At 50.1% G+C, this 20907-nt stretch carries 16 protein-coding genes; 15 read left to right on the top strand and 1 reads right to left on the bottom strand.

Annotated elements, in window-relative coordinates; all coding sequences use genetic code 11:
- Positions 1-261: 261 nt before the first annotated feature.
- From ACFOLF_RS00940 to ACFOLF_RS00920, 5 genes are all read left to right on the top strand, one after another.
- Complete coding sequence (locus ACFOLF_RS00940) at positions 262-840, top strand: TetR/AcrR family transcriptional regulator (RefSeq protein ID WP_210040808.1); 579 nt, start codon at positions 262-264, stop codon at positions 838-840.
- Between the two features lie 31 nt (positions 841-871).
- Positions 872-2386: an MDR family MFS transporter gene (locus tag ACFOLF_RS00935; protein ID WP_379113827.1), complete on the top strand. Its 1515-nt coding sequence runs from the start codon at positions 872-874 to the stop codon at positions 2384-2386.
- A gap of 390 nt (positions 2387-2776) precedes the next feature.
- Positions 2777-3160, top strand: coding sequence for a VOC family protein (locus tag ACFOLF_RS00930; protein ID WP_210040810.1), 384 nt, complete (start codon positions 2777-2779; stop codon positions 3158-3160).
- Between the two features lie 306 nt (positions 3161-3466).
- A complete protein-coding gene (locus ACFOLF_RS00925; RefSeq protein WP_210040812.1) occupies positions 3467-4810 on the top strand; it encodes an FAD-binding oxidoreductase in 1344 nt (447 codons plus the stop codon).
- 327 nt (positions 4811-5137) lie between these two features.
- Positions 5138-6343, top strand: a complete 1206-nt coding sequence (locus ACFOLF_RS00920; RefSeq protein ID WP_210040814.1) for an S-layer homology domain-containing protein — start codon at positions 5138-5140, stop codon at positions 6341-6343.
- A 128-nt stretch (positions 6344-6471) separates the two neighbouring features.
- Here ACFOLF_RS00920 and ACFOLF_RS00915 read toward each other — a convergent pair whose 3' ends face one another.
- A complete protein-coding gene (locus ACFOLF_RS00915) occupies positions 6472-6930 on the bottom strand; it encodes a hypothetical protein (RefSeq protein WP_210040816.1) in 459 nt (152 codons plus the stop codon).
- A gap of 226 nt (positions 6931-7156) precedes the next feature.
- Between ACFOLF_RS00915 and ACFOLF_RS00910 the strand changes: the two genes are divergently transcribed.
- The 10 genes from ACFOLF_RS00910 (at position 7157) to ACFOLF_RS00865 (ending at position 20733) form a co-directional block, all read left to right on the top strand.
- Positions 7157-8143, top strand: a complete 987-nt coding sequence (locus tag ACFOLF_RS00910; RefSeq protein WP_379113825.1) for an SMP-30/gluconolactonase/LRE family protein — start codon at positions 7157-7159, stop codon at positions 8141-8143.
- Between the two features lie 318 nt (positions 8144-8461).
- Positions 8462-9940 carry an Lsa family ABC-F type ribosomal protection protein gene (locus tag ACFOLF_RS00905; RefSeq protein WP_210040820.1) on the top strand — a complete coding sequence of 493 codons (1479 nt, stop codon included), beginning with the start codon at positions 8462-8464 and terminating at the stop codon, positions 9938-9940.
- 344 nt (positions 9941-10284) lie between these two features.
- Complete coding sequence (locus ACFOLF_RS00900; RefSeq protein ID WP_210040822.1) at positions 10285-11316, top strand: Cfr family 23S rRNA (adenine(2503)-C(8))-methyltransferase; 1032 nt, start codon at positions 10285-10287, stop codon at positions 11314-11316.
- A gap of 419 nt (positions 11317-11735) precedes the next feature.
- Entirely contained in the window at positions 11736-13298 is a 1563-nt protein-coding gene (locus ACFOLF_RS00895) for a hypothetical protein (RefSeq protein ID WP_210040824.1), read from the top strand.
- Positions 13299-13560: 262 nt separating this feature from the next.
- On the top strand, positions 13561-14520 hold the full coding sequence (locus ACFOLF_RS00890) for an ABC transporter permease (protein ID WP_379113823.1): 960 nt from the start codon (positions 13561-13563) through the stop codon (positions 14518-14520).
- A 49-nt stretch (positions 14521-14569) separates the two neighbouring features.
- Positions 14570-16285 (top strand): extracellular solute-binding protein, encoded by a 1716-nt coding sequence (locus ACFOLF_RS00885; RefSeq protein ID WP_210040826.1) that lies wholly within the window; start codon positions 14570-14572, stop codon positions 16283-16285.
- Positions 16286-16371: 86 nt separating this feature from the next.
- Positions 16372-17283, top strand: coding sequence for a carbohydrate ABC transporter permease (locus ACFOLF_RS00880; RefSeq protein WP_210040828.1), 912 nt, complete (start codon positions 16372-16374; stop codon positions 17281-17283).
- A 57-nt stretch (positions 17284-17340) separates the two neighbouring features.
- On the top strand, positions 17341-18366 hold the full coding sequence (locus ACFOLF_RS00875; protein ID WP_210040830.1) for a LacI family DNA-binding transcriptional regulator: 1026 nt from the start codon (positions 17341-17343) through the stop codon (positions 18364-18366).
- A gap of 46 nt (positions 18367-18412) precedes the next feature.
- Positions 18413-19369, top strand: coding sequence for a carbohydrate kinase family protein (locus tag ACFOLF_RS00870; protein ID WP_210040832.1), 957 nt, complete (start codon positions 18413-18415; stop codon positions 19367-19369).
- Positions 19366-20733 (top strand): family 4 glycosyl hydrolase, encoded by a 1368-nt coding sequence (locus ACFOLF_RS00865; RefSeq protein ID WP_210040834.1) that lies wholly within the window; start codon positions 19366-19368, stop codon positions 20731-20733. Before ACFOLF_RS00870 ends, ACFOLF_RS00865 begins: the two co-directional genes overlap by 4 nt.
- The last annotated feature ends 174 nt before the right edge of the window (positions 20734-20907 follow it).

Raw genomic sequence — 20907 nt, 5'->3', positions numbered from 1 at the left:
TCGGGAAAGCATGCGAACGAGCTGGTGGCGGACAGGCTATTTATTGCCTGGATGCCGGTTATCCATAATTGCCGACTACGGTGCGGCTGCACAAGAAAATCATCAGCAGGGCGCGCTTCCAGAGGCGGAACGACCGAATCAATCTGAAATATGTTTACGCGAAAAAAAGGATTGACATTGGTCCCGAAAATGAATAAGATAATTTCACAAAGTGAATGAATGAATTATTCACTCAAATTAAAATGAAGGGGAGGAAGGCGCATGACCATCGATTCGGAACATATTCGCGACGAACGCAGGGAACAGATTAAGAAGGCGGCACTGAAGGTATTTGCCCAGCACGGCTTGATCGGTACAAAAATGAGCATGATTGCCAAGGAAGCCAAAATCAGCGACGGGCTGTCCTACCGGTATTTCAAATCCAAGGATGAGATTCTGGCCGAGCTCGTCGAATCTGCGGTGGAAGGCGCCAAGGAAGCGTTCGCGCTCGTCGGAACGATGCCGGGTACGCCTACGGACAAGATCCGTATGATGGCCCAGGAAATTCTGCAGGAAGACAACCATGCCTTCATCCTGATGCAGCAGGTGATGACAGCCCGCGACGTACCGGACGAAGTGGCGAAGCTGATGTCAGATTACGATCCTCTTGCGATGATAGTCGCGTTGGCACCCATCATCAAGTCAGGGCAGGAGAACGGGGAGTTCATCGACGGTGACCCGGGCGAACTGAGTATGTGGTATTTGAGCACGCTATCCGGGTTGATGAATATACGCTCCGATAACCTGGAAGGCTATCGGCGTCCCACGCCTGATTTCATGATCCGGCTGCTCCTCAAGTAAGCTTAACATCGAAGAAAGCGGTGAAATCCAATTGATTAATGAATCCACGAACAAAAGCTTTATCATGATCGGGCTGCTGCTCGGTCTCGTCTTCTCCGAGCTGGACCAGACGGCGGTATCGACCGCACTGCCGACGATTATCCGGGAACTGCACGGCTTGTCGCTGTTCGGCTGGGTAGCCGGTATTTACATGCTGTCCATTACGGTCTTCATGCCGATTTTCGGCAAGCTGGCCGACCTGTACGGCCGCAAACGAATTTACCTCATGTGCGTTGCGATGTTCATGGCCGGTTCCATCATTTGCGGTTTATCCCAATCCATGACGATGCTGCTGCTCGGAAGATGCGTGCAGGGGATTGGCGCCGGCGGCTTGATGCCGCTCGCGATGATTATCATCGGCGATTCCTTTCCGCTGGAACAGCGCGCGAAGGTACAGAGCCTCGTAGGGCCGATGCTGATCCTGCCGCAGCTGATCGGACCGACGATCGGCGGTTATTTCGTCAGCCATATTGATTGGCACTGGATCTTTTTGATTAACATTCCGGTCGGTCTCATTGCGGCATTCTTCGTTGCCAAGGGGCTGCGCGAATCGGTCAGCCCCGAGAAGAAGCATATCGACTGGGCCGGCGCAACGACGCTCGTATTCGCGATCTTGTCGCTGCTGTTCGCCCCGGTTCTGATCGATGTCAAAGGCTATTCCTGGTCGTCTCCCGTCGTGATCGGCCTGCTCGTGCTATCCGCGTTGTTCATCCTGTTGTTTGTCCGCATCGAAGCGAGAGCCGCGGAGCCGATCATTCCGCTGCAGCTGTTCCGCAACCGTTCCGTCGTAGTGCTGTCGCTGATCGTGTTTGTTACGATGCTTGGCGTTATGGGCGGCATGTCGGGATTCCCGTTCTTCGCGCAGAACGTCATGGGCCTGACCCCGACGGCTTCCGGTTACTTGTCGCTCGCCTTCATGGCCGGCGCCATTCCAATGAGCGTCCTGTGCGGATTCCTCATCACGCGTGTTGCTTATAAGTATTTGTTCATCGTATCCTTTATTTTGCCGATCGCCGGATATCTCATTCTTTCGCGCATCGATGTCGAAACGACCGTCATCTATATCCTTGTCGCCTTCTTCGTTCTAGGTCTTGGCATCGGCGTCCTGTTCGGAAGCGACAACCTGATCGTGCAGGAGACCGTCGACAAGGAGCATACCGGCGTAGGCGTCGCAACGGTGCAGCTGTTTCAATCGCTCGGTGCGACCCTCGGCTTCAGCATCTTCGGAAGTATGCTCTCCCGCCATATTCACGACGGTATTGCCGGAATGTCGAACCAATTCCCGGCCGGTTCCGCGGCTTCCATCATGAACGGTGGCATCCCGCAAGGCTTGCCGGCCGATCTGGTGCTGAGCATCAAGACGGTGTTCGCGGAGGCGTTTCAAGAGATGTTCCTGATCGGAGCGGTATTCGCCGCAGGCGCTTTCCTGATCTGCTGGTTCATGAAGCGGGAAGTGCTGACGCCTCAGCCAGAGGCGGAGCAGCAGGCGGCTGCCGTCCAGGCTTAAGGACCGCCATGTTGAGCGCCGTCCATATGACTGGCTTTTCTCATACTGTTTCGTTCCCGTCCACGCTTGGCGGCGAGGCGGTTTGAGCAAGAGTCTGAAGATTCGCATCCTTACCTGTTATGCTGCGTGGATGGATTTTATCGTCAGCGAGCCCCCTGTCATGTCGGCACCATGCGCGACTCCCCGCGCGTGGTGTGAAGGTGCGTGATGGCTTTCAACTCTTTTATGAAACCAGCCGGGATAGCGGCTATCAAAACACCGCAATCTATAAGAAATCCTTGTTCCGGCGGCATGTTATTCTGACAGTAAAGAGGGATAATGAAATCTGCTCAGGTTTTGTGTTATCCGAACGTATCTGACATGAACAATAAGTTCTTAGGAGGGAATAACTTGAAAGTTTCACATGTACGCTTATTAGTGCCGAATGTTCGAGAGTGTTTTTTGTTTTACAGAGACATCATTGGACTTGAAGTCCTCCATGGAAATGAAGACACTCCGTATGCCGAGTTTCGGACGGGGGACATCAATATCGCATTAGAGCCCCGGATGGGAAGCGAACCCGTCAAGGACATGCGCAGGCCCCATGAATTCAGCGCCCATGATCAGGTTGCCATCATCTTCAGAGTGGATGACGTTGACGCAGTATACGATCAATTAAAGAGCAGAGATGTTGAAATTGTTAAGGAACCACATGACACGCCTGAATGGGGTCACCGTGTCGCCTACTTTCGTGACCCTGGCGGGAACCTGATTGAGCTAAATGGAGGAATTTAATTATGCAGCAACCTTGATGGACCCAAGCGGTTCCGAAGCAATTGACAAGCTGCTTCCGCGGCCACAGGCGCTGCCTTTAGCTTGCCGCTTACTGAAACAACAGCGATTGGATAGCATCAGCCCTCATCATGTCCGCATGGTGGGGGCTGTTTAACGTTTACTTCGATGAATAAAACATAATTTCGATCAACCTTATATCCGTAATATTCTAAATCAGCCCACTCTTTAGACTGATGTCCTTCATACGTTATATGGTCACTATTGTTTGGATACAGTGAAATAAATTGCTCAAAGGGAGTTGGATAAGTGAAATCCAAAACGAAGCTTACCGGGCGAGTTATCTTTAGAGGTGACCCGGGCTATGAAGTGGCACGCAAGAATTGGGATCCCCATACGAACAGATTCCCCAAAGTATTTGTTTTTGCCCAGCGAACACAGGATGTGGCAAATGCCATAAAATGGGGCCGCGAGAATAATGTCCCCATTCGGCCGAGAAGCGGAAGACATTCGCTGGAAGTCAATCTTTCACAGGTCAACGGAGGCCTTGTCATCGATGTAAGCGAAATGAAGAAAATTACGCTAAACAAAAAAAAGAGCACTGCAATTGTTGGATCGGGCAATACAGTGGGAAGAATCGCTAAAACGCTTGCGCCGCTAGGTTATATAGCTCCTTTCGGAGACAGCCCTTCCGTTGGGATCGGCGGAATCACGCTCGGCGGAGGAATCGGGCCGCTTCAACGGACGGTTGGCCTCGTCAGCGATAATCTGATTGGACTCGAAATGGTTGACGCGAAGGGAAGGGTTATTCGTGCCAACAAAAATCGGAACGCCGATCTCCTATGGGCTTCCAAAGGGGGAGGCGGCGGCAATTTTGGCGTATACACCAGGTACAAATTCAGAGTGCATCCCGCTCCGGACAAGGCTACCGTATATCGCATCACCTGGCCATGGGAGCAATTTGAGGAGGTACTCAAAGCCTGGCAAAAATGGGCGCCTTGCGTCAATACCAGGCTGGGCAGCGAATTAACGATCGGTCCGAAAAAAGGCGGCAACGTCAGCATGGAGGGTCTGTTCCTTGGATCCAAAACGGAGGCCATCCGCCTATTAAAGCCCATGACGAGCGTCGGAACGACAACGAGCAAACTCATTCGTTTATTACCCTACCCGAAAGTCGTGGACTTCCTGCTGCCTCCAGATCCTGTCCTTACGCAAAGGGAAAGCAACCAGTTCTCCAGCGGTTTCGGCCGGCGTCCGTTCCCGGATAAGGCCATCAAGTCCATGCGCCAGTTTTTAGAGCAGGTAGAAGGCAAAGACGCGGGATTCTTCTTCCTCAACTGGGGCGGAGCCGTAAGCCGTGTGGCGCCCAGAGCTACGGCATTCTACTGGCGTAAAGCGAAATTTTACGTTGAGTGGAACAGCTCATGGATCAAGCCATCCCAAGCTGCTAAAAATATTGCCGTCGTTCGCAATACGCGCCGGAAGCTTGCGCCCTACATCGTAGGGTCTTATATTAACGTTCCAGACCAGGGGATTAAAAATTCCGGTCCGGTTTACTATGGGGCGAACTTCCCGAGATTACGGAGAGTAAAAGCTAAATATGACCCTAAAAATGTGTTTAATAATCCGCAAAGCATTCCCCCGGCTCGCTAAGCATAGGACTATTATTTTGCCAGTTGGGGCTGCCCCCTGACGTGAAACAAATTAAAAACACCTTCAAGAGTATGATCCCATGTCGTAAGATGCTGGGGACAACTTTGGAGGTGTTTTTGCATTGGCAACAAGAGTGAAGCGTCGTTATCCAAATGGTTTTCAGACACTACAAGGTTAAATCAGTCAATGTCCAGCGGCTGTAACCCAGCGGACGATTCCATTTAAGTTTATGCGACCACCCCCCAAAATCCCTTGACCACTCCCGAACGTTATATGCGAAAGCAGAAGCGGCCTGGTCCGCAAATCGTAAAGGAGAGTGGCAACACGATGAAACAAGCAATGTTGAAGAGGGCAGTAGCTGCATCGGTGGCGTTACTAACACTTGCTGGCGGCGCAACGAGCGCGTTTGCAGACGGCAAAGACAAAGGACATAATAATAACGACGATCATGGAAAAGCGCAAAGTCATGGCAAAAAAGCCGGTATCGATATTCAATTGAACTTTAAGGACGAGAAGGAGCTTAAATGGGCTTTCGAGCATATTATCCGCCTTGCGTCCAAAGGGGTCTTCAACGGCTATGACGATGGTACGTTCAAACCACAGCAAAGCATATCCCGCATAGAGTCAATCGTTGCGGCAGTCCGGTTGATGGGGCTGCGCGAACAAGCCGAATCCCAAGCGGAAATGAGCACAAAGCTGAATTTCAAGGACGCGGACCAGCTGGCGAGCAAATATCCTTGGGCTGTCGGCTATGTAGCCGTGGCGCTGGAGAAAGACCTGTTCTCCGAAACGGATATGGTTGTTCAGCCGGACAAGCCAGCAACGCGGTTATTTGCAGCGACGCTGCTTGTGAAAGCGCTGGGTCTGGAAGCGGACGCGAAAGCGAAAGTAAATACGCAGCTGTCTTTCAAGGATGCGGATAAAATCCCGGCCGCTTCAGTGGGCTATGTTGCCGTTGCATTGGAGAAGGGCCTCATCACAGGCTACAATAACAATACGTTCCGCCCCGACCAACCGGTTACGCGCGGGGAGCTGGCTGCACTGCTGGACCGTACGGACGAGCAGCTGCCGGACAACGATCGACAAGCCATTACCGGAAAGTTGAAAGCGGCTCCAGCCAACGGCTCGATCGTAATCGTAAAGCCGGACAATACGGAAGTGGCAATCCCGCTCGACCCGGGCGTGTTCATATTCCGTCATGATGTGAAGTCGGCACCGTCGGCTATGGCCGCAGGCGATGAAGTGCTCGTCCGTACTTACTTGAACAAAGCCGTATTTATTGAAGTGACCAAAACGGCGGTCCAACCGACTGTAACCACTGAAACAGGGGAATATAATTCGATCGCACTCAATGATAAGGGTAAGATTAACACGCTGTCGATCACCAAGAACGCGAACAACAGTACATCAGCGATTGTGCTGAACGTCTCTCCTGATGTCGTTATTGTCGGGAACCCGGCCCTGCTGAAATTGGGACAATCAGTCGAGCTTACCCTTACCAACGGTCTTGTAACCTCTATTAAAGTCGTGTAGCCGAACATTTTCGCTTTACGGTTCGTTATTATAAAAGCTCCTCAGCTTGCCTGTCTGCATGCTCGGGGAGCTTCTACCGTCCAATTACACGAAGCAAGTCTAAATGATTAGAATGTCTCCCTTGCCTGTCAATGTGGCGGACGGGCTGAGCTTCGTTTCGTTTTGATGTCTAATTCCTTTAACTCACTGTATACTTTCTCAACTTCATCTTGAATCGCAGTGCCATCCACGCCTGTCTGCCGAAGATCCTCCATAATGACCGAAACCGCAGCAGCATAATTTGCTTTATGCTCGGCATTCAGTTGTTTCCAATTGATCCCCTTGAAATACCCTGCAGTGGCTGCATGAAGAGACAGTTTACCTTGAAGCATTAAAACAGCAAGGATCGGATAACCAGGGTATCCCTGCCAATAGGAAGCACTGTCATTGGATGAATAAACTTCGTTGTCCCATTGTACGGTGTATATTTTGGTATGATCGGATGATGATACCTTGGCTGAATTTCCTTCAATTATGACTCTGCCATCTGCAATCGCGCTATATGCTTCATGAATTTTCTCTTTCGGGGGCAATTTGGTTAAAGTCATTGTTTATCCACCTTCTCATGTGTTAGGTTTCCTCATAATATACTCGAAACAAGCGGCTTTATCCAAGACTTGGGAAGCGGTCATATGATCCACAAAGATATGAGATCATCCATAACCCTGTTTTTCAAGTATGTGATTGATTGCGGCTTTCGTTTCATATTTATGGATATCGGGTAAAATGGTAATCAGGATTTTAACTCTCATTTTGAAGGAGGAGATGATGGAAGTGCGTAAAAAGGTCATGGTGGTATTGGTGGTGGCGTTGATAGGGTTGGTGTCGCTAAATTCCGCAATTTTTGCTTCCGGCGGTCCAAACAAGCAGGATAAGGTTAAAGTGTCCATTGCAGCAGATCTGGATCCGGCCAGTGCGGCAGGGATGAGAATTGAAGGGCTTACCGGTGACAAGAAAGGACGACTTTATACCATTGACCTGGATTCCAGGCAATTATTGCGGATCATGCCGGGCAAAGGCACGACGGAAACGCTGACGGTTCTGCCAAGACAGGCTACAGGCATGACGTTTGATAAAAAAGGAAATCTGTATATGGCAAGCGGTGGAGGAGCAGGACAAGGCGGGGTTATTCTCCGCGTGTCTTCAGAGAATCTGAAAAAAGGACCGTTCAGTCCGGATAAAGTGGAAACGTTCGCCGAAGGTGTAGACGGTGCAAACGGGCTGGCGTTTGACCGGAAAGGGAATTTATACGTCAGCGGCGGAGCTACCGGCAATATCTATGTTGTGACTCCTGAAGGTGAACGCACTGTTTGGGCGAGCGGAATTACGGCGGAGAGACCGGAGCAGCCAATCGTGGTCAACGGACTGGCTTTTGGCCGGGACGGGCGATTGTACATTTCCAACACCAGCTCAGGTGAAATTAATCGCGTCAGGATTGGCAAGGACGGTGCTTTCGGAGAAGTTGAACGGTTTGCGAAAAGTCCTTTGCTTTACGGAGCTGACGGCATTGCTTTTGGTCCCCATGACGCGCTGTATGTCGCAGCCAATGAACGGAATGCGATTGTAAAAATATCGCGGTCGGGCAAAGTAGCGGAGATAACGTCCAACAACAATAATGGACCCTTGGAGTTCCCGGCGAGCCTTCATTTTGTGGGCCGTACCTTATACGCAAGCAATTTTGACGTCGACCGTGGAACCAATTCGCCCAATCAACCGGGAATCGGTGCTTCGATTGCCCAAATTGATCTAAAAAAGAATTAACATGGGGTCACAATCCGCTAATGCCCATGATTTATTTATTGAAATCGAAAAAGGGGTATGATAAGATACCTGTAATTTAGTGATTGGAGTTGAAAAGAATAATGTAATATTTCTTGCTAACCATAACAAATAATAAAACAATAAAAGCGGTATTTTGCGCATGTTTTATTTTTTATGGGCAAGAAAGTTACATTCTTTTCACTCAAACAATATATCCTTATCTACCTCCACAGGGGGTTGGATTAACTGTATTTATTTGGGCTGCGAGAAGTAACTTTCTTGCAGCTCTTTATTTTTGTATACAGGAGGATGTATTTCATGTCATTAATAAATGTTACCAACCTGACATTCGCCTATGATGGCAGCTACGATAACATATTTGAAAACGTCAATTTTCAAATCGATACCGATTGGAAATTAGGGTTTACGGGACGAAACGGCAGAGGCAAGACGACTTTTCTTCATTTGCTGCTTGGCAAATATGAATACAGCGGAAATATTTCTGCTAATGTCAGTTTTGAATATTTTCCATTCCATGTCCAAAACAAGGAAAACAATACCCTTGATGTAATCAACGACATTTTTCCGGATTATCTTCACTGGGAGTTAATGCGTGAGCTTTCCTTGCTGAAGGTTTCTGAGGATGTTTTATACCGGCCCTTCGATTCACTATCGAGCGGAGAACAAACGAAAGTGCTGCTGGCTGCATTGTTCCTTAAGGAAAACAGTTTCCTGTTAATTGATGAGCCAACCAACCATCTTGACATGGATGCAAGAAAACTTGTCAGTGATTATCTCAAAACCAAAAGCGGATTTATTCTGGTTTCTCACGACAGATCCTTTCTTGATAACTGCGTGGACCATATACTGTCGATCAATAAAACCAACGTAGAAATTCAAAAAGGGAATTTCTCCGATTGGTGGGAAAATAAAAAGCGTCAGGATAACTTTGAGCTTGCAGAGAACGATAAACTGAAAAAAGACATCAAGCACTTGTCAGAATCCGCCAAACGAACGGGCAATTGGTCACATGAGGTGGAAAAGACAAAAAACGGAACACGAAATTCCGGTTCCAAGGTCGATAAAGGGTATATTGGCCACAAGGCTGCTAAAATGATGAAACGCTCCAAATCGATGGAGCAAAGGCAGCAATCTGCCATTGACGAAAAGTCCAAGCTTCTTAGAAATATCGAAGGCTCGGAGAGCTTAAAGATTTCGCAGCTTGCTTTTCACAAAAACCAGCTTGCTGAGCTTGAAAATGTATCGATCTACTACGATGAGAAGATGGTTTGCGCCGATATAAGCTTTACGATTGAGCAGGGCGACCGAATTGCGCTTTCAGGTAAAAACGGTTCCGGAAAATCAAGCATTATCAAGCTTGTTTACGGTGAGGATATCAACTATACGGGTACTTTCAGAAAGGGCAGTCAGCTGAAAATATCCTACGTTTCACAGGACACATCCCATCTACAGGGCAATTTATCTGATTATGCTGCCAGGAACGGGATTGAGGAGAGCCTTTTTAAATCGATTTTAAGAAAGCTTGATTTTTCCCGGGTTCAATTTGAAAAGGATATTTCCGCCTTTAGCGGCGGCCAAAAAAAGAAAGTGCTGATTGCCAAAAGTCTTTGTGAGAAGGTTCATTTGCATATTTGGGATGAACCGCTTAATTTTATTGATATTATTTCCCGCATGCAAATTGAAGAGCTGCTGCTTGAGTACTCGCCAACCATTCTTTTTGTGGAGCATGACAGTGAATTTTGCAAAAATATTGCTACAAAAACTATTGAACTCTAATGTGATTTTGATGAACATTAAGTTTCTTTGAAGCTTGACTATGGTGAGGATTCATGTTAGGTTGTTGACGTATTTAGTCAATGCAACTACTAAAGGAGGATGAACGCGATGATTGAGGTTGTAGATGTTTATGTGGACCTGTCATTTAACATGATCGTTGACATGGTTCACAAAATAACGATGCAGCTACCGGAGCTTTATCCTTCTATATATAGATTCACTACGCGATGACATCGATATTCGCCTGGTGTTTTTAATCGTATAGTCTGGTTAATGTAAAGCGCAAAAAACACCGGGTATGCTGGTGTTTTTGCGCTTTTTCTCCGTGCAAGAGGGAGAAAATAATGAAGCCAAAATCAAAATATGAAAAGATTCAGCAAATAATTGCCGCCCTGAAACAGCCGGGCTACAGATATCTTCAAGTCACTGACGCTATTTTCAAGCAAAGAATCGGTGAATTTGAGCACATGACCATGATACCCAAGTTTTTGCGTGACGAATTGATCCATGAGCTTGGAAATCAGGTATCCAGCGTCACGCCATTAATCGAGAAATCGTCAAACCAGGTCAGCAAGATTTTGTTCGGTATAGCCGGCGGCGAGCGTATCGAGGCAGTCCGGTTAAGTTATAAACGCGGTTGGGAATCGTATTGCATATCCTCCCAGTGTGGATGCGGGTTTGGCTGCAGCTTCTGTGCTACAGGAACGATCGGCTTGAAAAGAAATCTGACAACCGATGAAATAACCGACCAGCTGCTGCATTTTCACTTGAACGGCCATACCCTGGACAGTGTCTCTTTTATGGGAATGGGGGAGGCGCTTGCAAATCCGCATCTGTTTGACGCGCTGGCAATGCTGACCGATCCGCAACTATTTGGTTTAGGCCATCGCAGAATTACGGTTTCTACAATCGGTTTACTGCCGGGAATACACAGACTGATGAAGGACTTCCCGCAGGTCAACCTGACCTTTTCGCTGCACTCGCCTTTCGACAAGCAAAGAAGCGGGCTGATGCCCATCAATGACCGGTTCCCATTGCAAGAAGTGATGGATGCGTTGGATAATCATATCCGGCATACAGGAAGAAAGGTGTACATTGCGTATATACTGCTCAGGGGAATCAACGATTCAACAGAGCATGCGGAAGCCGTTGCTGAGCTGCTGCGGGGAAGGGGGGCATGGGAGCATCTTTATCATGTTAACCTGATACCGTACAATTCGACCGATGAGACAGCCCAAAGCTACAGCCAATCTGACCGGAACAGTGTCAATAAGTTCGTTCAGATCCTGAAGTCAAGGGGAGTCAATGTCACGGTCAGAACCCAATTTGGATCAGATATTAATGCAGCCTGCGGGCAGCTGTATGGATCAAATTAATCCTTCCCGAATCTCGTTGCAAACCATTTCAGGATGAAAGGCTGTTTCGACCGCAGAGTACTCCGGACAGGTGTTCTGCATGTGTGAAATCTATAGATGAAACTAAAGCGGATAGTCTGAAAGCAACGTATGTTGCATAAGGCTGTCCGCTTTTTTTCAAACTGCAGCCGGTCGCACGGCAGCTGCATGCCAGTATTATCATAAGCATCGTAAAATGCATAGAAAAAAAATGTTTACAAGCGTATAAAGGTGACCTATACTAAAATCAATTCCCACTGAAAACGCTTTTATGGTATCGATACCAACTTCCTATCATTCTCTTCTTTTAAACCTGGATCTAAGGTAAAATGTTCTTATATTGCTCTATATGGTATCGATACCATATAGGGTGATTACCAAATCGATAAACGGAGGCATCTATGAACCACTCTAATTTTAACGGCAGCATAAGCCGGGAAGCTCTGGAACGATATCTCTCCAGGGCGATTACGGCCGCAGATCTGGTCAACAGCGACACATTGGACGATGACTTGAGAATGATCAGGAACATCGGAGCCAAGTTTCTCGGCCGCGCTTCCGGTGTATGGACGCTGGAGCCCGATGATGAAGCGCATTTCAGAAAGTCCAGGACACTGGCGGAACGCGTACATGAGGTTGATCCGGACATTATGCTGCAGACATGCATTTTTGAGGCCATATTCAAAGGGGTAGAAAACATTGAAATACCGGACTGGGTGTTCAAGGCATTCCAGCTGCCGGTTGAACGCCGGACGTTCCGTTTTGCAGATATGTTATTTGATGGGAAGCCGCATGGATACGTCTGGGACGATAATGGCGGAATTCCGAATATTGAAAAGCAGGAGACGAGGCTGTGGTTCTTCTATAGGGCCGCGAGCTATATCGATGCCGGTTTCGAGGCCATTCATATGGGACAGATTCATCTGTACACCGCCGAGGATACCGGATTCACGAAAACAATGGCGTTATTCGAAAAAATACGGGACTATGCCAAATCCAATGCGAGACGCGGCATTGTGCTGCTCGACGCGCATACGCACGGGGTGAATGTGAAGGGCAGACTTCTGTTTGATTTCCACTCCATGCCGTATTCGCGGATGCCGATCCTCGATAAGCCGGGCGACAAGCTCGCGCTGGTGCAGGAAGGATTCAGCGAAGGCGGGTTAACGCCAAGCGGCTGGAGCTGCGATGCATTGCCGGTGATAATGGAGCTCGACAACTGGGGCGGACAATTCTTCGATGAGAAGGAAGGGATTCCTGAAGAGCGCCGGGCATGGATGGAATGGTGGGGTTATGATCAGATCTCATGGTTTGCTTCACAGGATGACGAGAGCCGCAACCGGTTTCTCGAATATGCCCTGAAATGGACGGCTGTGAACAATACCAACGCGTATTTGCAAATGCCCGTGCGAAGGACACTGGGCAGCTGCCGGATTCAGATTACCGCTTGGGGTACGGGAGAAGAGAGCTCAAGCAGCTGCTATCAGGCGAATACGCCAGGCGAAGGATGTCCGCTCGGTTTTGGACAGGAAGAGACGATTAAACGACTGTGGCAATCGGAAACCGACCTGCGGCAGAGGGCTGGCAACCCGTTGCCAAACACTTCCTATGGAGCCGAGGACAGCTATGACCCGGAAACCGGCATCAAGCTGCCTGCCCGCGTCATCCTGTTCGGCAGCTTCCAGCATCACCTGGGCGCGATCAACCATGACTCCAACAGTGAAACAACACGGATGTACTACGTTGGAGACGGCATCTATAAACGCTCCTTCGTCTTTCCATTCCGGGGATCCTTCGAATATGCCGTAGCGCCATACGGAACGCTGTCCCAGCTCTATTCGATCGACAATTATCCGCGCAGCGGATCGGAAACCCGGTCAACACTGGAAATCGAATGCGAGAATACTGTTGTAACATTCGTGTTCAATATCCGCAGCCGCAGCCTTACAGCCTATGTAATCTAAAGATATAACCCGCTGCCGCTTTTTTTTGGTATCGATTCCAGTATCCTTCTATCCTGTCGGACTGCGTTTATTTACTTTATTGGGGAGGTGTTGTCCATGACGGGTTAAAGCGTTTGTCCCATCCTGGGGGAGTCAACGATAGAGACGGAAGGATACGGATTTCGATCTGAATTATGACAGATTCACAAAAGCCAGGCAGCTGTTGAGCAACATGAAATCGCTACCATTGCCAGGCAGACCAAAATAGGGACGGTGATCGACCATGCAAACCGAGCTGCCGGTTAGGGGCAGAAGCAAAGCGGAGATGAAGATCCAGTCAAAGCTGATGAAGCGAATTCTTGAGCATAGAATTTTATACTTGATGCTGCTGCCTTGTATCGCATTCTTCATTATCTTCTCCTACATCCCGATGGGCGGCGTTATTCTGGCCTTCAAGGAGTACCAATTCAATAAGGGGATTCTGGGAAGTCCATGGGTCGGGTTCACTTACTTCAAATCCTTCTTCGACAACTATCAAAGTGGAGCCCTGATCCGCAACACCCTTATTATAAGCTGCGTCAAAATGTTCCTGGGCTTGCCGTTTCCCATCCTTCTCGCACTCATGTTCAACGAAATACGGAGCAAACGGTTCCGGGGCATCACGCAGAGCATCGCTTATCTGCCGCATTTCCTTTCCTGGGTTATCGTGATCGGCTTGATGCAGCGCGTGTTCGCTCCGGATACCGGCATTGTCAACGAAGTGATCAAGTATTTCGGCGGAGAGGGCAGCACCTTCTTCATGATGGAAAGCAGCTATTTCTATCCGCTCATGTTCGGCAGCCATATCTGGCAGAGTATCGGCTGGGATTCGATCATTTATCTGGCTGCCATTGCCGGCATCAGCCCGGAGCAGTACGAAGCAGCCAAGATTGATGGAGCCAACAAATGGCATGAAATCTGGCATATTACGCTGCCGGGCATACGTCTGACGATTGCGATCCTGTTCATTCTCGGGTTGGGCAGCATTCTGCAGGCGGGCTTCGACCAGATTTATCTGATGAGAACGCCGGGCAATATGGAAGTGGCGGATATCCTCGATACTTATATTATCCGGGTTGGTCTGCAAAATGGACAATACGGCTATGCCACGGCAGTTGGTCTCATGCAGGGGTTGATCGGACTGATTTTGGTTGTTTCGGCCAATCGCGCCTCCAAAAAATTTCTTGACGAATCGATATGGTAGCGATACCATTCCGAATCATCATAAAAAAATGACAGGAAAGAGGATGAGTATGCTTACAAAATGGGGCAAATGGATTGCATTGCCGCTGACGGCCGTCATGCTGCTGGCCGGCTGTACGGACAAGGCAAAGCCGGCAAACAATGAGGGTCAAACGGCCGAGAACAATGCCGGGAAGCCGGCGACATGGATTGCCGACCGGACAGTAACGGGGCTGCTGTTCATCGACAGCGACGATGTGAGCAAAGATATCAATCCGGACATTGCGAAGGTCATCAAAGAGAAGACCGGCATTACCCTCAAGCTGGAAGCCGTAAATGCGAGCAGCGCGGTTGACGGGATGATTGCCGGATTCGCTTCCGGCGATTTGCCGGACTTTATCGTCTCCTACCTGGACAACAGCGCCCGTCCGGAAATGCCGGTCCTTGCGAAGGCAGCCAAGGAAGGCGTTCTCACTGACCTGACGCCCCTGATGAAAAACACCGAGGTTTACAAGAATTATCTGGAAGACGACTACTTGCCGCTGGATACGAAATATGGAATCATGTTCCGCCCCGAGTTCAATGGCTCGAGCTACTTCATCCATATGCGCATAGCCAAGGGCGAGCCCCATGACGGCCTCAAATTTTTCGGCGGTCCCTTTATCCGGAAAGATATCGCTGATGCGCTTGGCATCGACCCGCGCACGATTACGACGACTGAGCAAGTCTACGAGCTGGCACAGAAAATCAAGGCCGGCAATTTCAAGGATGCAAACGGAAAGGCGGTCATTCCGGTTGGTCCGCAGTACTGGGGGAATGGCAACCATGAGGTCGGCACGCTCTTCCGGGATGTTACCTGGGGCAAGGTTGACCAGAAGTTTTATAAGGACAAGGACGGCAAGATCATTCACGAAAGCCAGACCGATTATATGATGAAACGCATCGAGCTGGTTCAGAAGATGCTGGGCGAGAAGCTGATGGCGCCTGATTATTACGCCATGGAAGGCAGCAAGGCGACAGAAGGGGCGATCAACGGGTCGTTCGGCATCATCAGCGAAATGCACAACAACCTGGACTTCAATAAAGATATGACCTATCTTCCGCTTGGACCGATCAATTACGTCGACGGTCCGTTCCAGATGACGAGGACGTACAAGGAAGGTTCCTTCATATGGGCGATTCCGAGCACGACGAAAAAACCGCAAGAGGTGATGGACTTCGCCGATTTCCTTGCAAGCCGCGAAGGCAAGCTGCTTTGGCAATACGGCCTTGAAGGCAGAGACTATACACTTGATGCCAAGGGCAATCCGGTTGTAAAGCAGGAGGTTCTCGACTTGAAGGCAAAGGATCCGGAAGCAGCCAAGGCCTTGGGGTTTGAGGGAGCGGGTAACAACTGGGGGCAGTACCTGGGCTTGACCGACGCCAATCGGTTCGATGACTTCGGCGAGGCGGAATACGGATTGTCGGTTATGCCGAATCTCTACGAGTCGCAAAATAAAATCGCGGATTACTGGGGCTATGACGAGAAGAAGAAACAGGAGGTCGTGGTCGACGGCTACCGTCCGCTCTCATTTATCAACGAATTCCCGTCGGGAACCGATCTGCAGACGGCGCTGGACAACTACAATGACAGCATGATCCGCGCTTTCTATGCGAAAGGCATGGATAAAGCCAAGGAAATCATGGACTCGGCAGCGAAGCAGCTGAAGGCGGCCGGACTGGAAGATTACGAGAAGCTGCTGGATCAAAAAGATTCCGATCCGAAAACAAAGCTCATTTTGCAGTAACCGGTTCATCATAAAAGCCTAAAGAGGGCTGCGTTCCTGTCCGGGCAACGCCGGGAACGCAGCCGATCGCATGAGGAGGGAAAGACGTGGGCAACGAATTTTACAAGCTCACAACCGGAGAGAAGCTGTTCAAGTTCGTCAATTACGCGCTGATCATTCTCCTGTGCCTGTCAATTGTGCTTCCTTTCTTCAACATTCTGGCGCTTTCCTTTAATGCGGGCAAAGATGCGGAACGCGGAGGCATCTCATTCTGGCCGCGGGTCTGGACGCTTGAGAACTACCAGGAGGTATTCACCTCCGCGAACATCGGCAGAGCTTTTGCCATCTCCCTGTTCAGGACGGTGCTGGGTACAGCAGCGGGCGTTTTCCTGACGGCCATGGCGGCATACGCCTTGAAGAGCAGAACGCTGCCGGGCGTGAGATTTATCACGCTGATGATCTTCTTCACCATGCTGTTCTCCGGTGGAATTATTCCGTATTATATGCTGCTCAGCAGTCTGCATCTGACAAATACGATATGGGTTTATGTCATCCCCAGCTTGTACAGCGCATGGAATATCATCATTATGCGGACGTTCTTTCAGCAAATCGGCATAAGTCTTGAGGAAGCGGCCAGAATTGACGGCTGCAACGATTTCAGCATATTTTGGCGCATCATCCTGCCCCTCAGCAAGCCGGTTCTGGCGACGATTTCCCTATTTACGGCGGTGGGCCATTGGAATGATTGGTTTACGGGCTCTTTTTTCGTACGAAAAGCCGATCTCCGGCCGCTATCCACCCTGCTGCAGGAGATGCTGACCAAGCAGGATGCGATCCGCGAATATTTGATGACGGCGGCGGGATCCAATCAACAGGATTTGCTTGCCAAAATCCAGCTTACGGGCGATTCGCTCAAGATGGCGACCATTATGGTCGTCGTTGCGCCTATCATTTGCGTGTATCCGTTTATTCAAAAGTATTTTGCCAAAGGCGCAATGATTGGTTCCATAAAGGAATAATCTGGAGTAAAATATAGTTTGTTTGTCAGTAGTGCTTAGACGGGAAGGATGAGAGGGTTGAAACCGAAAATCAAGGATGTCGCCAAGCAGGCTGGAGTATCGACCACGACGGTCTCAAGAGTGCTGAACGGTGAAAAATATGTCAAGGATGATCTGAAAGCAAAGGTGCAGCGCGTTATTGACGAGCTGGGCTATTCACCTAGCCATATCGCCAGAAGCCTTGTCCGCCAGAAGACAAACCTGATCGGGATCATCGTTCCGGATCTGACTTCGAGCTTCTACGCCACCATTCTGAGCAGCGTCGAACAGACGGCGAGCCAAGCTGGCTACTTTCTGCTCGTATGCGATATTCATGAGGACACCGGCAAAGAATTGAAATATTTGAACATATTCAAGGAAATGCGTGTGGAAGGGATCGTCATCATGCACGAGAAGCTGGACGACGAGATCCGCGCGTTCCTCGACAAGCTGGATATACCCGTTATTTTTTCCAGCGTCCGACCGGCGGACCAGAAGTTTATGTCGGTCATAATCGACGATTACAGCGCGGCTTACGACGCGACCTGCTATCTGATCGGCCTTGGCCATGAGCGGATCGCTTTTATCGGAGGCGATATGCGGGACGTAACGTCCGGGCAAAGCAGATATGCCGGATACCGGAAAGCTCTGGAAGACAACAATATTCCCATTGAGGACGATTACATCCGGTTCGGCGATTACAAGCCGCAGAGCGGCTACGAGCGGATGAAGGAGCTGCTGGCGAGCCGCGTCCGTCCGACGGCGGTATTCGCGGTCAGCGATGATATGGCGGCAGGCGCGATGAACTGTATTAACGACCATTTGCTCTCGGTCCCTGACGATATTTCCGTGATCGGATTTGACGGTTCTCAATTGACCGAGCTGGTAAGACCGCGATTGTCTTCCATGGAGCAGCCGATTGAGGAAATGGGCAAGGTGACGGTTCTTTCCCTGATCGACTTCATGACGCAACAACAAACGGGCTTCAAGAAGGATCTGATTTTAAAGCACCGCCTGGTTGTCCGGGACAGCTGCAGACCCGTCGTCAAACAGCAAGAGACATGAAAAACTGGGGTCATACAAAGACCTGGAGCGGAAGAGGGAGAGTGCAGTGAAAAAATTCGATGCGGTTGTGATCGGCGATGCCAATATCGACCTGGTAGTGGTGGGATGCAATGAAATCCCCCAGCCGGGGCAGGAAATATTCGTGGACAACATGATGATGCACGTTGGCGGGGGAGCTGCATTGTTCTCCATCTCCTTCGCCAAGCTCGGCATGAAGGTTGCTTTCAACGGGATTCTCGGAGATGATGGCTACGGACACTTTATCCGGGATCAGTTCGTTCAATATGGTATCGATACCAGTTTATTGGGAACCAGTCAAATTTACAATACCGGCGTTACGATCGCCATCAATCCGCAGGTGGACCGGTCGTTCATCACTTACGCAGGCTCGAATCAGGAGCTCGACGTCGGCAAGCTTGATCTCGACCGGATTACGGAGGGCAAGCACGTTCATTTGACCTGCTATAAAGGAACGCGCAACCATGCTGCGGTCATTGCGCTGGCAAGGGCGCTGAAGGCGAAGGGCGTAACGCTGTCCTGCGACGTTGGCTGGGACGATACGGGCGAATGGAATAAGGGCGTTTTTGAGCTGATGACCTATATGGATGTTTTTCTGATGAACGAGACCGAAGGGCTGCACTATACGGGTCTTGAACAGGTTGAAGACAGCCTGGAGCATATGTCGGCATTCAGCAATCATATTGTAGTCAAGCTCGGACCCAAGGGCGCGATTGCACATAAGGACGGTATCAGAATGCACCGTCCCGCATATCCGGTAACAGCGGTAGATACCACGGGTGCGGGAGACTCGTTCAACGCCGGGTATTTGTACGGGTTCCTTAACGGGCTGGACACGGGCACCTGTCTCAGCTATGGCAATTCATGCGGTGCGCTTTCGGTCGCTTCGTACGGAGGAAGCGGGGGGGCGCCCGACCGGGCGGAGCTGGAGGCTTTCATTCGCGCAAACCAGGATCAATCGGTGAACCAGGAGGTCTCCTCATGAAGCTGACATTGATAGGCGGAGGCGGTGTGCGGGCTGTTCTTTTCACAAAAAGTCTGACGCTCAAAGCCGAGGATGCCGGAATTACCGAGCTGACGCTGCACGATACAGATGAAGAGCAGCTCGGCATTATCGGCAAGCTGTGCAGGATTGTGATCGACAGGAGCGGCATCGCACTGAAGCTGACGATGACGACCGACAGCCGGCAGGCGATTCGCGGCGCCGATTATATCGTAACGACCGTCCGTGTCGGCAAAGAGCAGTCCCGTTACACCGATGAGCGGATTGCGCTGAAGCACGGCGTCATCGGGCAGGAGACGACTGGTCCGGCCGGTTTCTCGATGGCCATCCGGACGATTCCCGTGTTGATGGAGTATTGTGAAATTGCCAAACAGCTTGCTCCGCACGCCTGGATCTTCAACTTCTCCAACCCTTCCGGGCTTGTAACCCAGGCGCTGCGAAGTGCCGGTTACGACCGGGTTATCGGCATCTGCGATACGCCCAGCCATACCAAACTGCGAATGGCGGAAACCCTTGGATTCGATCCGCGGGAGCTGCATGTTGAATTTTTCGGGCTGAATCATCTGTCATGGATGAGCAAGGCTGTATACCGCGGCCGGGATCTGCTGCCGGAGCTGAAGAACGATATCGGGTTCACAAGCCGGGTCAGCGAATTTGCGATGTTCGATCCCGATCTGCTGCATACGCTGCCGTATTTGCCCAACGAATATTTGTACTATTACTATCATCGCGAGAAGGCTTTTGCGAATATCCGGGACGCGGAGATGACGCGGGGCGGAATGATTGCCGAGAACAACAGAGCCATGCTGGAGCAGCTTCGCCACATGGATATCGGGGCTAATCCCGACGCCGCCATTCAAACTTATTTGTACTATACGCAGAAACGGGAAGCGTCTTATATGGCAATCGAGACCAATTCGCAAGCCAGGGCCATTCCCGCGGCAGAGAAGCTGGAGCTGCCGGATTCGCTGGGCTATGCCGGCGTTATGCTGGATTTTGTCGAATCGCTTCAGACGGGGAGAGAGAATAATATCGTATTGTCGGTGCCGAATGAAGGCGCCATCGAGGGATTCGCGGACGACGATGTAGTGGAGATTTCCTGTACGATCACGAAGGACGGGGCGAGGCCCGTGTTCATAGGATCGGTACCGGAGGATATGACGCTGCTGATGAAAAACGTGAAGCTGTTCGAGCGGCTGACTGTCGAAGCTGTGGCCAGGCGCTCGCGCGAGCTGGCGGTTCAGGCGCTCACCGTCCATCCGCTTGTCAACTCGTACTCGCTTGCAAAGGGGCTTGTCGGGGATTATATGAATGCTTATCGGGACCTTCTGGGCGACTGGACTTAAAGCGCAGGTGGAATTCTGTTTGGAATAACGGTGCAGCCGGCAGTCGCGGAATACGAAAATGGAAAATAAGTCTTGCAAGAATATTCGAAAGATAGTATTTTGGTCTTGTCAAATTGTTCATGCTCCCGGGATCCTTCACAAAGGCCGGGAGCTTTTTCTTTTTTGGCCTCACAT

This window comes from Paenibacillus sepulcri (assembly GCF_042647105.1).
Lineage (GTDB): Bacteria > Bacillota > Bacilli > Paenibacillales > Paenibacillaceae > Paenibacillus_Z > Paenibacillus_Z sepulcri.
Note: the sequence above shows the minus strand (reverse complement) of the source record. Positions and strands in the feature narration are given on the sequence as shown.

Excerpts from the sequence above, each read along its gene's own strand:
- ACFOLF_RS00885 (WP_210040826.1), top strand. The coding sequence starts at position 14,570 with ATGCTTACAAAATGGGGCAAATGGATTGCATTGCCGCTGACGGCCGTC.
- ACFOLF_RS00865 (WP_210040834.1), top strand. The coding sequence starts at position 19,366 with ATGAAGCTGACATTGATAGGCGGAGGCGGTGTGCGGGCTGTTCTTTTC.
- ACFOLF_RS00895 (WP_210040824.1), top strand. The coding sequence starts at position 11,736 with ATGAACCACTCTAATTTTAACGGCAGCATAAGCCGGGAAGCTCTGGAA.
- ACFOLF_RS00900 (WP_210040822.1), top strand. The coding sequence starts at position 10,285 with ATGAAGCCAAAATCAAAATATGAAAAGATTCAGCAAATAATTGCCGCC.
- ACFOLF_RS00890 (WP_379113823.1), top strand. The coding sequence starts at position 13,561 with ATGCAAACCGAGCTGCCGGTTAGGGGCAGAAGCAAAGCGGAGATGAAG.
- ACFOLF_RS00905 (WP_210040820.1), top strand. The coding sequence starts at position 8,462 with ATGTCATTAATAAATGTTACCAACCTGACATTCGCCTATGATGGCAGC.
- ACFOLF_RS00940 (WP_210040808.1), top strand. The coding sequence starts at position 262 with ATGACCATCGATTCGGAACATATTCGCGACGAACGCAGGGAACAGATT.
- ACFOLF_RS00915 (WP_210040816.1), bottom strand. The coding sequence starts at position 6,930 with ATGACTTTAACCAAATTGCCCCCGAAAGAGAAAATTCATGAAGCATAT.
- ACFOLF_RS00920 (WP_210040814.1), top strand. The coding sequence starts at position 5,138 with ATGAAACAAGCAATGTTGAAGAGGGCAGTAGCTGCATCGGTGGCGTTA.